Annotated in this window: 13 protein-coding genes, 1 tRNA gene and 1 pseudogene; 6 read left to right on the forward strand and 9 right to left on the reverse strand. The window is 57.4% G+C overall.

Annotated elements, in window-relative coordinates:
- Window positions 1-308: 308 nt before the first annotated feature.
- The 4 genes from AB1E33_RS25730 to AB1E33_RS25745 all read left to right on the forward strand — a co-directional run bounded on the left by AB1E33_RS25730 (window position 309) and on the right by AB1E33_RS25745 (window position 3,532).
- The gene (locus tag AB1E33_RS25730) at window positions 309-1,907 is read left to right on the forward strand and encodes a phosphoenolpyruvate carboxykinase (RefSeq protein WP_372580093.1); all 1,599 of its coding nucleotides are present in this window, start codon (window positions 309-311) and stop codon (window positions 1,905-1,907) included.
- 218 nt (window positions 1,908-2,125) lie between these two features.
- Window positions 2,126-2,323 carry a nuclear transport factor 2 family protein gene (locus AB1E33_RS25735; RefSeq protein ID WP_372580094.1) on the forward strand — a complete coding sequence of 66 codons (198 nt, stop codon included), beginning with the start codon at window positions 2,126-2,128 and terminating at the stop codon, window positions 2,321-2,323.
- Between the two features lie 249 nt (window positions 2,324-2,572).
- Window positions 2,573-2,953, forward strand: a complete 381-nt coding sequence (locus AB1E33_RS25740; protein WP_372580095.1) for a hypothetical protein — start codon at window positions 2,573-2,575, stop codon at window positions 2,951-2,953.
- Between the two features lie 24 nt (window positions 2,954-2,977).
- A complete protein-coding gene (locus AB1E33_RS25745) occupies window positions 2,978-3,532 on the forward strand; it encodes a hypothetical protein (protein ID WP_372580096.1) in 555 nt (184 codons plus the stop codon).
- Between the two features lie 4 nt (window positions 3,533-3,536).
- On the opposite strand, the gene AB1E33_RS25750 is transcribed toward AB1E33_RS25745, so the two are convergent.
- The gene (locus AB1E33_RS25750) at window positions 3,537-4,259 is read right to left on the reverse strand and encodes a sulfite exporter TauE/SafE family protein (protein ID WP_372580097.1); all 723 of its coding nucleotides are present in this window, start codon (window positions 4,257-4,259) and stop codon (window positions 3,537-3,539) included.
- A gap of 181 nt (window positions 4,260-4,440) precedes the next feature.
- On the opposite strand from AB1E33_RS25750, the gene AB1E33_RS25755 reads away from it, so the two are divergent.
- Window positions 4,441-6,132 carry an acyl-CoA dehydrogenase family protein gene (locus AB1E33_RS25755; RefSeq protein ID WP_372580098.1) on the forward strand — a complete coding sequence of 564 codons (1,692 nt, stop codon included), beginning with the start codon at window positions 4,441-4,443 and terminating at the stop codon, window positions 6,130-6,132.
- Window positions 6,133-6,659: 527 nt separating this feature from the next.
- Here AB1E33_RS25755 and rplP read toward each other — a convergent pair.
- From rplP to AB1E33_RS25790, 7 genes and pseudogenes are all read right to left on the reverse strand, one after another.
- Entirely contained in the window at window positions 6,660-7,073 is a 414-nt protein-coding gene (gene rplP / locus AB1E33_RS25760; protein ID WP_249710524.1) for a 50S ribosomal protein L16, read from the reverse strand.
- Window positions 7,074-7,085: 12 nt separating this feature from the next.
- Window positions 7,086-7,796, reverse strand: a complete 711-nt coding sequence (gene rpsC, locus AB1E33_RS25765; RefSeq protein WP_372580099.1) for a 30S ribosomal protein S3 — start codon at window positions 7,794-7,796, stop codon at window positions 7,086-7,088.
- Window positions 7,796-8,176 carry a 50S ribosomal protein L22 gene (gene rplV / locus AB1E33_RS25770; RefSeq protein ID WP_372580100.1) on the reverse strand — a complete coding sequence of 127 codons (381 nt, stop codon included), beginning with the start codon at window positions 8,174-8,176 and terminating at the stop codon, window positions 7,796-7,798. The genes rpsC and rplV overlap by 1 nt, the downstream gene beginning before the upstream one ends.
- A 3-nt stretch (window positions 8,177-8,179) precedes the next feature.
- The gene (gene rpsS / locus AB1E33_RS25775; RefSeq protein ID WP_008207545.1) at window positions 8,180-8,458 is read right to left on the reverse strand and encodes a 30S ribosomal protein S19; all 279 of its coding nucleotides are present in this window, start codon (window positions 8,456-8,458) and stop codon (window positions 8,180-8,182) included.
- Window positions 8,459-8,461: 3 nt separating this feature from the next.
- The gene (gene rplB, locus AB1E33_RS25780) at window positions 8,462-9,304 is read right to left on the reverse strand and encodes a 50S ribosomal protein L2 (RefSeq protein ID WP_249710518.1); all 843 of its coding nucleotides are present in this window, start codon (window positions 9,302-9,304) and stop codon (window positions 8,462-8,464) included.
- A gap of 226 nt (window positions 9,305-9,530) precedes the next feature.
- Window positions 9,531-9,641: pseudogene (locus AB1E33_RS25785) on the reverse strand (IS5/IS1182 family transposase); the annotation flags it as partial.
- 223 nt (window positions 9,642-9,864) lie between these two features.
- Complete coding sequence (locus tag AB1E33_RS25790; RefSeq protein WP_372580101.1) at window positions 9,865-10,815, reverse strand: helix-turn-helix domain-containing protein; 951 nt, start codon at window positions 10,813-10,815, stop codon at window positions 9,865-9,867.
- 280 nt (window positions 10,816-11,095) lie between these two features.
- Between AB1E33_RS25790 and AB1E33_RS25795 the strand changes: the two genes are divergently transcribed.
- Entirely contained in the window at window positions 11,096-12,766 is a 1,671-nt protein-coding gene (locus tag AB1E33_RS25795; protein ID WP_372580102.1) for a sulfatase-like hydrolase/transferase, read from the forward strand.
- Window positions 12,767-12,914: 148 nt separating this feature from the next.
- On the opposite strand, the gene AB1E33_RS25800 is transcribed toward AB1E33_RS25795, so the two are convergent.
- Window positions 12,915-12,991 (reverse strand) — tRNA-Met (locus AB1E33_RS25800).
- Between the last annotated feature and the right edge of the window lie 66 nt (window positions 12,992-13,057).

A 13,057-nucleotide genomic window follows, 5' to 3' on the forward strand; every position in this document is an offset into this window, starting at 1 on the left:
CTTTTTTTCTTACATTCATGGCTGTTTTACCGGTCCGAATCAATCAATAAGTGCGAATCACTCGGGCCTTTCACGTGTCGGGTTGCAAAAAAGCGGTCCCTTAGGCCGCCTGCTGTTATGCCGTTAAGTCACGCCATGGATGGTTGCGCTAAACTCAAACTTGGTTGCGCTAACTAGGGGCTGGCCATCTGTTCATGCCCCAAAGCGCCGTGTTAAGACCGCCCATACCGGTTAAACTGCCGGTGAATTCGCCCACTTAGCGCGCAGGCGCTCGCATGGCCCACGGGCCACCACAGGAGACTGAACGAATGACATCTGGACGGGTTAACCCGCAATTCCGCCTCGAAGATCAGGGCATCGAGGGTCTGGGCAATGTCTATTACAACTTCATGGAACCCGCGCTGATCGAAGAAGCGCTCAAGCGGGGCGAAGGCACGCTGGGGAATGGCGGCGCCTTTCTGGTTACAACCGGCAAGTTCACCGGCCGCTCGCCCAAGGACAAGCACGTGGTCAAGACCGATAGCGTCGCCGAAGGCATCTGGTGGGACAACAACGCCGCGATGACCCCCGCAGGGTTCGATGCGCTGCACGCCGACATGCTCGAACACATGAAGGGCCGCGACTATTTCGTTCAGGATTTGGTCGGAGGTGCCGATCCGGCCCACTCGATCAATGTACGCATGATCACCGAGATGGCCTGGCACAACCTGTTCATTCGCCATCTGCTGCGCCGTCCCGACCGCGAGGACCTGAACGAGTTCGTGGCTGATTTCACCGTCATCAACTGCCCCAGCTTCCAGGCCGATCCCGAACGCCACAACTGCCGCTCGGAAACCGTGATCGCGATGAATTTCGACAAGAAGCTCATCCTGATCGGCGGCACCGAATATGCTGGCGAGAACAAGAAATCGGTCTTTACCCTGCTGAATTACATGCTGCCGGAAAAAGGCATCATGCCGATGCACTGCTCGGCCAATCATGCCAATGGCAACCCGGTCGACACCGCAGTGTTCTTCGGCCTGAGCGGCACCGGCAAGACGACGCTCTCGGCCGATCCCGAGCGCACGCTGATCGGGGATGACGAACACGGCTGGTCCGATCGCGGCACCTTCAACTTCGAAGGAGGCTGTTACGCCAAGACCATCAACCTCAGCCCCGAGGCCGAGCCGGAGATCTATGCCACAACTACGAAATTCGGCACCGTGATCGAAAACATGGTGTTCGACCCCGAGACCAAGGAACTGGAATTCGACGACGACTCGCTGACCGCGAACATGCGCTGCGCCTACCCGCTGGAATATATCTCGAATGCGTCCAGCAGCGCCTTGGGCGGGCATCCCAAGAACATCATCATGCTGACCTGCGACGCCTTTGGCGTGCTGCCGCCGATCGCCCGGTTGACCCCGGCGCAGGCGATGTATCATTTCTTGTCAGGTTTCACCTCGAAAGTGGCGGGCACCGAGCGCGGCGTGACCGAGCCACAGCCGACATTCTCGACATGCTTCGGCGCGCCCTTCATGCCGCGCCGCCCCGAGGTCTATGGCAACCTGCTGCGCGAAAAGATCGCCCAGCATGGCGCCACCTGCTGGCTGGTCAACACTGGCTGGACTGGCGGCGCCTATGGTGTGGGCAGCCGGATGCCTATCCGAGCCACTCGTACTCTGCTGACCGCGGCGCTTGATGGGTCACTAACCGAGGTGGAATTCCGCAAGGACTCAAATTTCGGATTTGACGTGCCGGTGTCCGCGCCAGGTGTGGCCGAGGTCCTGCTGGACCCGCGCCGTACCTGGGACGATCAGGCCGCGTTCGACAAGCAGGCCGCCAAGCTGGTCCAGATGTTTGCCGACAATTTCGAGCAATACCTGCCCTTCATCGACGACGACGTCAAAGCCGTCTCAATTAGCTGACCCGTCCGGCGGTGCGGCAATGATAGGTCACGCTAAGTGCGAGGTTTGTTTCAGGAATGGGCGTCCGGTAACCCGGACGCCTTTTTCGCGGCGGTGCGCGAGGATGTCGCCTGGACGGTGATGGGGACTCACCCGCTGACCAGGCGGTAGAGCGGGATGGCCGATCTTCGGGATCGGGCCTTCGGTCGTCTGCCGCAGGTGCTGCACGCGGTGTCTCGATGTCGGTTACCGATTTCTTTGTCGATGGCACGGACGCCATTGCCGAACTTCGATCCCGCGGCACGGCACTGAATGGCCGCAGATACAACAACGAGATTTGCCGGGTGATGCATTTCGGTGGCGACAAGCAGATTCGCGAACTGACGATCTATCTGGATTCAGCATTGATTATATCTGTATTCGAAAAAAACGAATAAAGCGGACCTCTGGGCCCGCGCGACGGAGGTTGACGCTACGGTAAGTGTTACCGGGCCTTAAATGCCGACGAGTTATGTAACATTTTAATTGCTGCAATCACCTTTTTTGGACATATTGTCGTAACAATGGGAAAAGCCCGGCGCAGATTTGCACCGGGCGACACAATAAAAAGGGCTTTTGGCTGCCACCACTCACTCACGGACAGCCCCAAGTATGCAAACACTAAGAAAATATCACGCGGTGTCAATATGACACTTGGAAATTTGCAAACTGCCGGGCTGGAAAACGGACAGGCTCGGACCCGCATTAAAACGGAACAGGTAGCGACGCAGGCAATGATGGAAATTTCAAAACTGGCTGAACTAAGAAAACTGCTGCAAAGCATGGAGCGGTCACTCGGATTGCAGGAGCTCTCACCGGTCGAGCGCGACGTCTATTACGCGGCAAGCGAGATCTCGAAATCTGACGAAGAGGTGCGGACGGTCCTATTGATCGAACACAGCCTGTTGCAGACGGTGTCGAGACCGACATTCTTCCGGGCGCTCAAATCTCTCGTGAACAAGGGGTACCTGTCGCAGGGCCGGGCCTCGAACCGGGGCCGGTACCTGGTCAACCAACCTAGGACCTGATCAACCGGAAACCTCGGACATTTCATGTTGCGTGCCAGATTGAGCGAAGCCTTGGTGGCTTCAACAGCGTATTTTGTGGCTTATCTGGTGACGTTTCAGATATTGATGCCGCTTCAGAACGCGTTTTTTCCCGCTTATCCCAGTCAGGCCAGCCTGCTGTTCCTGCCGCACGGCGTCCGGGTTCTGAGCGCGTGGCTGTTGGGATGGCGGGCAATCCCGGCCCTTCTGCCCGGCGTATTTCTGGTCTTTTTGCATGCCGGTGGCTTGAACGTATTCATGCCCAGCCGCCTTGCAGCGATCGCCATCGCGGTCACGGTGGTGCCAGTGGTTTTCTACGCCCTGAAAGCCGCCGGTTGGAATCTGTTTCCGCGTGCCGACAAAGACCCCTGCTGGATCTGCATCATGGGAGTGGGCGTGGTGACCTCGCTGCTGATCTCGGGCCTAACCAACATGGTATTCGGCAGTGCCACCGCCGAATACATCGCCTTCCTGATCGGTGACGTCGCCGGGCTGTTCTTTCTGATGCTGGGTCTGCTCTATTTCTTCCGGTTCTTCGGCAATCGCAGTCCGAAGGCCTGAGACCCTATCCCATAAGCGCGCGCAGCAGCAAGTTCAGCCCCGCCAGCAGTAACACGATCAAGGTCAGCTTGCGGAACACGTTCTGATCAATCCGGTCCTGCCACCGCCCGCCCAGCCACATGCCGATCGCGGCGGGCAAAATCAGCACCAGCGACAGCGGCAGGGTCTCGGACCGCAGCACGCCCGAGCCAAGATGCGCCAGCGCCACCGCGCCCAGCCCATAAATCACTCCCTGAATCCGCATCTGGTCACGCTTGGGCGTATTGAGCGCGTTGAGATACGCCACGATCGGCGGCCCCCAGACACCCGACATGCCCCCGACGCCGTCCGCAAATGCGCCCACCAATGCATCACTGCGCGATGAAGCGTGACCCAGTCTGGACCGGCCCCCCAGCAACTGAATCGCAGCGAAGGCAACGACCGGAACCGCGATCAGCAGCAGAAAGATCGACGCCGGTATCCGCGTCTCCAATTGCGAAGTGGCAAGCAGCCAGACCAGCTTGAACAGCAGGAACACCCGGAACCGCCGGATAGACCTGACCGCAGCCTCGGCCCCGTGCCGCAGGGCTTGCATCCCGTTAGTCACCAGCGTCGGCAGGATCAGCCCAGCCAACGCCCAGTCCGGTGGCAGCAACGTGCTTAGCCCTGAAACAAAGATCATCGGCATGGCAAACCCGACCATGCCCCTGACCATCCCGGCCAGCATCGCGATGGCCAGAACAAGCATGAATTCATACGGCGACTAAATCGAAAAGGCGGCTCCATGCCGCCCCTAATTTCACGTCCGTCAGTTGCTGCACTGCAAATAACATCACGCAACTATCGCACAATAACCGAGGTTTTTGCGTATTTTAATTGCGCTGCACGTGCAAAGTGATATCACCGTGCGAAGCTAGGAGGAATCACATATGCCCCATGATGGACAGGATATTTCAGCGATGCAAAACACCGTTCTGATCCCCGACCTCCTTTCGGTCACGCGCGCAGCACTCGCTCCCGTGGACACCGTATTCGAACTGGCCCGCGACCGAGTACGCGCCACCGTCAGCGCCGATGGCCGTGTGTCGTCCGGCCTGATTGAGGCCAATCAAACCGCCGCCCACGGGCTGGCCTGGCTGGCGACCTATCGCCAATCGCTGACCCAGATGCAGCGCTGGGCCGAGAGGTTGGAAGGCGACGGTAAGTTCGGTGAGTTGGAACAACTGCTCCACCAGATCGCGTTCGGAGAATACCTCTGGCAGATCTATGGTGGCATTCAGATGAACCAAGGCGAAGTCGTACGCCTGCAGGATCTGGGCCTTAGCCAGGACGACATGCGCGCCATGATGGCACCCGACGTCATGACCCTGACCCAGAACGGCAACACTCAGGCCGCGCGCACACGGCTGGTGGAACTGATGCAGGATCAGACTGCCTCGGCCATGTTCGGCACTTCTGGTTTGGACGAAGAGCTTGAGATGATCCGCGACCAGTTCCGCCGCTATGCCGCCGAAAAGGTCGAACCCTTTGCCCATGACTGGCACCTGAACGATGAACTGATCCCGATCGAGGTGATCGAGGAACTGGCCGAAATGGGCGTGTTCGGTCTGACCATACCCGAGGAGTTCGGCGGTTTCGGCCTGTCCAAAGCCTCGATGTGCGTGGTCTCGGAAGAGCTGTCGCGCGGCTATATAGGCGTCGGCTCGCTGGGCACCCGCTCGGAGATTGCCGCCGAGCTGATCATCGCGGGTGGCACCGACGAGCAGAAAGCCAACTGGCTGCCCAAGATCGCCAGCGCCGAGATTCTGCCGACCGCCGTCTTTACCGAACCCAATACCGGTTCCGACCTGGGCTCCTTGCGCACCCGCGCAGTCAAGGACGAGAATGGCAACTACCAGATCACCGGCAACAAGACCTGGATCACCCATGCCGCGCGCACCCATGTGATGACGCTGCTGGCGCGCACCGATTCCACCACCAAGGATCACCGCGGGCTTTCCATGTTCCTGGCCGAAAAGACGCCGGGAACCGACGAAAACCCCTTCCCCACGCCTGGAATGACCGGCGGCGAGATCGAGGTTCTGGGCTATCGCGGCATGAAGGAATACGAGCTGGGCTTTGACGGGTTCGAGGTCAAGGGTGAGAACCTGCTGGGCGGTGAAGAGGGCAAAGGCTTCAAACAATTGATGGAAACCTTCGAATCCGCCCGCATCCAGACCGCCGCCCGCGCCATTGGTGTGGCGCAATGCGCGCTGGACATCGCCATGCAATACGCCAAGGACCGCAAGCAGTTCGGCAAGTCGCTGATCGACTTCCCCCGCGTATCGTCCAAGCTGGCGATGATGGCTGTCGAGATCATGATCGCGCGGCAATTGACCTATTTCTCGGCTTGGGAAAAGGACCACGGTCACCGCTGCGACCTTGAGGCCGGCATGGCCAAGCTGCTGGGGGCCCGCGTGGCATGGGCGGCGGCGGACAATGGCTTACAGATCCATGGCGGCAACGGCTTTGCGCTGGAATACAAGATCTCCCGCGTGCTGTGCGACGCCCGCATCCTGAACATATTTGAAGGTGCGGCTGAGATTCAGGCGCAGGTTATCGCCCGTCGCCTGCTGGGCTGATCTGTCAGTCTTAGAAATTGCCAAGGGCCGCATGTTGGGATGTGGCCCTTTTTTGATTCTGCGTATGTGGAACTATCAGCCTAACCTCAGCTTCTCTGGTGTGGCAAAAGCCCCAAGCTAAAGAAAACTGCGTAACAAATCCAACTCCAGAGCCCGGTCACAAATAACAATGAAGGCCATATAACCAATGCCAAAGCCTCCATTCCGGTCGGGCAGCATTCTGAGGAAATGGCAAAGAACCAAATCAAGCCAATTAGGCACGCGGCGCACAGAAGCGCAAAAACTCTAAATAGCCATTGTACGCCAAGGACGAAGAGTATCAGCGATACAGGCAACGTCGAATACAGCAGCACATTGACGACGATGGGAAGGAATGGAACCTCACTCATATCGCCCGCCTCGACCGCCATTGAAACAAATCAGCACATTTTTAGCTTTGCACAGTTGTGGCTAGGCACTCAAAAAGAATCCCCCGCCGGTTTCCCGGCGGGGGCGATTTTAGCAAGGTGGGTAGTTACCCCGCCTTCTTACCAGTCTTCGCGAACCACGACGCGGGTCTTGATCGGCAGCTTCATCGCGGCAAGACGCAGGGCCTCGCGGGCGATGTCGTCATCGACGCCATCGATCTCGAACATTACCCGGCCGGGTTTGACCTTGGCCGCCCAGAAATCCACGGAACCTTTACCTTTACCCATACGGACTTCGGTCGGTTTCGAGGTCACCGGGGTATCCGGGAAGATCCGGATCCAGACGCGGCCCTGACGTTTCATGTGACGGGTCATCGCACGACGTGCAGCTTCGATCTGACGCGCGGTCACACGCTCGGGCTGCAGCGCTTTCAGACCGTAGGCACCAAAGTTCAGATCAGAGCCGCCCTTGGCTTCGCCCTTGATCCGGCCTTTGTGCATCTTGCGAAATTTAGTACGCTTTGGTTGAAGCATCTCATTCTCTCCTTAGCGACGACCGCCACCAGCACCACGAGGTGCAGGGCCGTCCTGGAGTTCCTGTGCTTTACGGTCACGTGCCTGCGGATCGTGCTCCATGATCTCACCTTTGAAGATCCAGACCTTGATCCCGATGATCCCGTAAGGGGTCTTCGCTTCGGCATGTGCGTAATCGATGTCGGCACGCAGGGTGTGCAGAGGCACGCGCCCTTCGCGGTACCATTCGGTCCGTGCGATTTCCGCGCCGCCCAAACGACCAGCGACGTTCACCCGGATACCCAGGGAGCCCATACGCATGGCGTTCTGAACCGAGCGTTTCATCGCGCGGCGGAACGAAACCCGACGCTCCAGCTGCTGAGCGATCGACTCGGCAACCAGCTGCGCGTCAAGCTCGGGCTTGCGCACTTCGACGATGTTCAGGTGCAGTTCGCTGTCGGTCATCGACGAGATCTTTTTGCGGAGAACCTCGATATCGGCGCCTTTCTTGCCGATGATGACACCCGGACGCGCGGTGTGGATCGTCACGCGGCACTTTTTGTGCGGACGTTCGATGATCACACGGGCGATGCCCGCCTGCTTACACTCATCCTTGATGAACTCACGGATTTTCAGGTCTTCCAGCAGAAGATCACCGTAGTCCTTGGTGTCGGCGTACCAACGGCTATCCCAGGTGCGGTTGACCTGGAGGCGCATGCCGACCGGATTTACTTTATGACCCATTAGGCTTGCTCCTCTACCTGACGCACCTTGATGGTGATCTCCGAAAACGGCTTCATGATCTTGCCGAACCGGCCACGTGCCCGCGGACGGCCGCGTTTCAGGATCAGGTTCTTGCCGACCCAAGCCTCGGCGACGATCAGTTCATCGACATCCAGGTTGTGGTTGTTTTCAGCGTTGGCGATGGCGGACTGAAGGCATTTCTTCACGTCCTGCGCGACCCGCTTGTTCGAGAAGGTCAGGTCCGTCAGGGCCTTTTCAACCTTCTTGCCACGGATCATCTGTGCCACCAGGTTCAGTTTCTGCGGGCTGGTACGGAGCATACGGGTTTTCGCCATTGCTTCGTTGTCTGCCACGCGGCGGGGGTTCTTTTCCTTGCCCATGACTTACTTCCGCTTCGCTTTTTTGTCGGCGGCATGGCCATAATAGGTCCGGGTCGGCGAGTACTCACCGAACTTCTGACCGATCATGTCTTCCGAGACATTGACGGGGATATGCTTGTGACCGTTATAGACACCAAAGGTCAGACCCACGAACTGGGGCAGGATGGTGGAACGGCGCGACCAGATCTTGATCACTTCATTGCGGCCCGACTCGCGCGCAGCTTCAGCTTTCTTAAGCACATAGCTGTCGACGAAAGGACCTTTCCATACAGAGCGAGACATCTATTAACGCCCCTTCTTCTTGGCGTGGCGCGAGCGGATGATCAGCTTTTGCGACGCTTTGTTCTTGTTGCGAGTGCGCTTGCCCTTGGTTGGCTTGCCCCATGGGGTCACCGGGTGACGACCACCCGAGGTCCGGCCTTCACCACCACCGTGCGGGTGGTCGATCGGGTTCATGACAACACCACGGACCGACGGACGCACGCCCTTGTGGCGCATACGACCGGCTTTACCGTAGTTCTGGTTCGAGTTGTCGGGGTTGGACACGGCACCAACGGTGGCCATGCATTCCTGACGCACCATGCGCAGTTCACCCGAGCTGAGGCGGATCTGGGCGTAGCCACCGTCGCGACCCACGAACTGGGCATAGGTGCCTGCGGCACGCGCGATCTGACCACCCTTGCCGGGCTTCATCTCGATGTTGTGGATGATGGTACCGATCGGCATGCCCGAGAACGGCATTGCGTTGCCCGGTTTGATGTCGGCTTTCTGGCTGGCGACAACCTTGTCACCAACGGCCAGACGCTGAGGAGCGAGGATATAGGCCTGCTCGCCATCGTCATATTTAACCAGTGCGATGAAGGCGGTCCGGTTCGGGTCATACTCGATCCGTTCGACGGTTGCCGCCACATCGAATTTGTTCCGTTTGAAGTCAACGATCCGGTAGAGGCGTTTTGCGCCACCGCCGCGACGACGTGATGTGATACGTCCGGTGTTGTTCCGGCCGCCCGATTTCGTCAGACCCTCGGTGAGGGATTTGACAGGACGTCCTTTGTACAGCTCCGAACGGTCGATCAGCACCAGCCCGCGCTGGCCCGGCGTCGTCGGCTTATACGACTTGAGTGCCATGCTTTCTGTCTTCCGTTTAGCAATGCGGGGTTTCCCCGCTATGTGTGAGGCCCCCGTAGGTGCCCGATGTATAGGGCCCCGAAGGTCCCCGATTCCAAATATCAACAGCCCCGGAACGAATCCGAGGCCGCAAGATTGCGCGGATGTAGCAGGGTTGGAGATGGGTGTCCATGGCTTTGTTTCACAAGTCGGGTTGAGTTCCGACCTCCCCTGACACCGGACGGATTTAGCTTACGGCCGCTGTCTTTGGAATGCCAAGTGTCGTGAAGTCGTTGAGGATCGCGGCGCGGATTTGGATTTCCGCAACCTGTCGATCGAAGTCACGCGCAGAGAGGCGTTAACTTGGTTGGCATCGGTGCGAACTTCGTCGCCGACTAGCTGGCTTCAGTGGCCGAGACCATCACTGCAACGAAGTATCTTCAGACAGGTCGTTCGGACTTGGAGCAGAACTGAATTCGTGCAACTCGCTGGACAGATCTGGCATGTACAAACACCAGCGTCATTGTGCCTTGGCTCAACGCTGGAGTGCGGAGTTCCGAGTTTCAAAGTCTAAATGCGGATCAGCTTAGGCCGACAGTACTGGAAGGTAGCGTTCCAAACAGGCGGCGATAGTCCTTGGCAAATTGCCCCATGTGCCAAAAGCCATGCGCGTTTGCGACGTCGGAAATGCCCACACCCTGAGGGCGCCTGGCCAATTCGCTCCTCACCTTGTTGAGCCGGGACTTGAGATAAAACTGTTTGGGTCCCACACCATAGACCTCTTGGAATGCGCGTCGCAAAGTGCTGACGGGCACACCAACTTCGGCGCAAATTTCACTTATCGGCACATTGTCCGTCAACGCCGCATTCATCACTTCAACGGCATTCTTGACCAAGCGCGTTCTGTTTCGGTCGTCGCCCTTGTGGGTTTGAGGCCCCAGAGAAGCCAACATTTCCAGAAAATCGACAATAAGATCTTCCTCTTCCAATTGGGAAAGGGGGCCGGACCCGCCGGAAATGCACTGCCTCGCCCTAAACCGCAGCTTGGCGTATAACCCTCCGGGATCATCGACTTCTGTGAGGGACGATTGCTCCAGGTTCTCGGCAATTTCGACCCCGATTTTCCGGGCAACCTGCTCTGCCCGCCCCATTTCGACCGCGAATGACACTCCCGAAAAATCCGACACACTCACTCCGTCGAACGGGTCTTCATTCCCGAAAGTCATGACGGAAGTTGCCCGGGGGCTGCGGCCAAGCCAGTGACTGAGCACCCCCGGATCAGGCAGGCCAAAAGCCAGCATCCCCTTTTGGGACACTCCGGCCTGGTACATTGACCGGTTGAAGGAGGTATCAATCATGGTCAGATCCCGACCTGACCAGACCGATACCCGTGCGTCCAAGGGGCCGGGCTCAATCTGTCGAAGCTCCATGTCCCAACCTGATAGGTCTTTGAACTGGTTGGGATCGTTCAGAAGAACCGTCACCGGTGGCGCACGCTTCTTCGCCACTGAGCGATTTTTGATGTGGTCCATTTTCTGCCTCTGGCACTTTTCATGGAATGTTAGCCGTCAAGTGAGGATTTGGGCAACTGTCGAAGGTCGATGGAAAGACGAAGCGCCCTCCAATGACCGGGCGACCACGCTTGCCAAGCGAAGAGGTTCGCTCCGCGAGGGTTGTCACCCTTTTGACGGAAACGGAGCGAGAGCAACTGGGAAGACTCGCGGCCTCCAGATCCCTTTCCCTGTCGACCTTGTGTCATCAGTTGATCCTTGAAGGCGTCAGAAAACAAAGCAAACACAGCAGGGACCAAACATGAAACGAATACTATCTCTTTCAACTCTGGCACTTATGTGCGCCACGGGTTGGGTAACCGCGCAGGAAAACGAATTAATCCATGACGCCGAATATGGAATTCTGAAGGCTCAAAATGGTGAGCGATGGCTGAAGGAAGACGAGGCCATCGACACAAGGCTGGCCGAGATCCGAGCTGCAAATGGGGGCAAGCCCCCGAACATCATCTACGTCCTGCTGGATGATGTGGGTTTTGGAGAAATCGGCATGCATGAGTTGAGCGTGATCCGGGGATACAACACGCCCAACATCGATGCCTTTGCCAAAGATGGCCTGAGTTTGATGCGGATGTACACGGAACCCTCGTGCACTCCGACACGTGTGGCAATGATGACAGGTCGTCTCCCCACTCGCACCGGCCTTGTTGATGCCAAGGCGACGCTGGCCGGTGAAGGGCTACCGGCCGAGGAGGTGACACTGGCCGAAGTGCTGAAGGAGGCAGGGTACACCACATCGCATGTTGGCAAGTGGCACATGGGTGACATCGAGGAGGCCTATGCTCACAAGCAAGGTTTCATGAATGCTGAATTTCCGATCCATCAGCAAGGCCAAATGGCAATCATGCATGCCGACGCCGAAGATGCAGATGTCATCCGCGGCACGACCCCGGATGGAAGCCTTCAAACCTATACATTGGACGCGCATTTTGCTGTGGACCCGAGTCATATGGTGACAGGTGTCGAATTGCGGGACGGCAAGATCTACGAAGTAGACCTGGAGCCCGGTGAGCCATGGAGTCAGGCGAAATATCGGGCAATGAATGAACGCTACCAACAAAGCGCTTTGTCCCAACTACGCACGTTGGCGGAACAGGATGAGCCTTTCTTCTTGAACTATTGGCCCCTTTTTCCTCTGAACTTCCCGCGCCAGGATATCAAGGAGTTCAAAACGTTAAACGGTGGAACAATTGCGGAGACGATTGTCGAAGTCGACGAGTGGCTCGGTGACTTGGTTGCTGAAGTTGACAAGCTCGGTATCGCCGAGAACACGGTTATCATGATCATGGGGGACAACGGACCTTTCATGAAATATGCTGGAGCGACCGGGATTTCTGATCGAATTTATCGCGGTGCCAAGGGCGATCACTTGGAAGGTGGCGTGCGCGTGAATGCCTATGTCAGGTGGAAAGGTGTGATCGAACCAAGCAGCTATGCCGAGGATATCATTCATGTCAGCGATCTATTTACTACTTTTGCCCGCCTCACCAACGCGTCTGAGGAAGTCCCGACCGACCGTATCATCGACGGGCTGGATCAAAGCTCGTTACTCCTGAACGGCGACACCCATGGCCGTCGCGATTATGTCTTTGTTTACGAGGGTTCAAAGCTGAAGTCTGTGGTCAAAAACAAATACAAGATGCACCTCGCACCTGCAGGCGCAAATCCGATCCTCTTCTCTCATTTCTTTGATCTCTATCGCGACCCAAGGGAAGAGCGCTCGAAGGAATCAATCAAGTACGGACCTTGGGCCGGCGGCCAGTTTGCAAACATGATCGTGCGTCATCAGGCGATGAAGAAGAAATATCCCGACCGGGAACTCCGCCGGGGCATTCCCTACACCGGAATCGAGAACCTGCGACCTGAGACTGAGCAATTGCTCGAAGTATTCAAGGCGTCATTGCCGCAAGAGTAAAGGAGCGCACAGGACTTCGCCTACAACGCACTTTGTTCCATCGCTAAGAGGACTCGGCAAACGTTGATGTGGCGTTGATGTAAAACACGACATCAAAAACTTGATCGGCCGAAGCCGACTTCAAGTCTTTGATATCATGTAGGAATTCTGGTTGCGGGAGTAGGATTTGAACCTACGACCTTCAGGTTATGAGCCTGACGAGCTACCGGGCTGCTCCATCCCGCGACACTTTATGTGACCTATCGCTTACGCTACTTGAGGTCTTTGATTGGTCTACCGGCTGTTGGGCTG

It is taken from the genome of Ruegeria hyattellae (assembly GCF_041537925.1).
GTDB lineage: Bacteria > Pseudomonadota > Alphaproteobacteria > Rhodobacterales > Rhodobacteraceae > Ruegeria_C.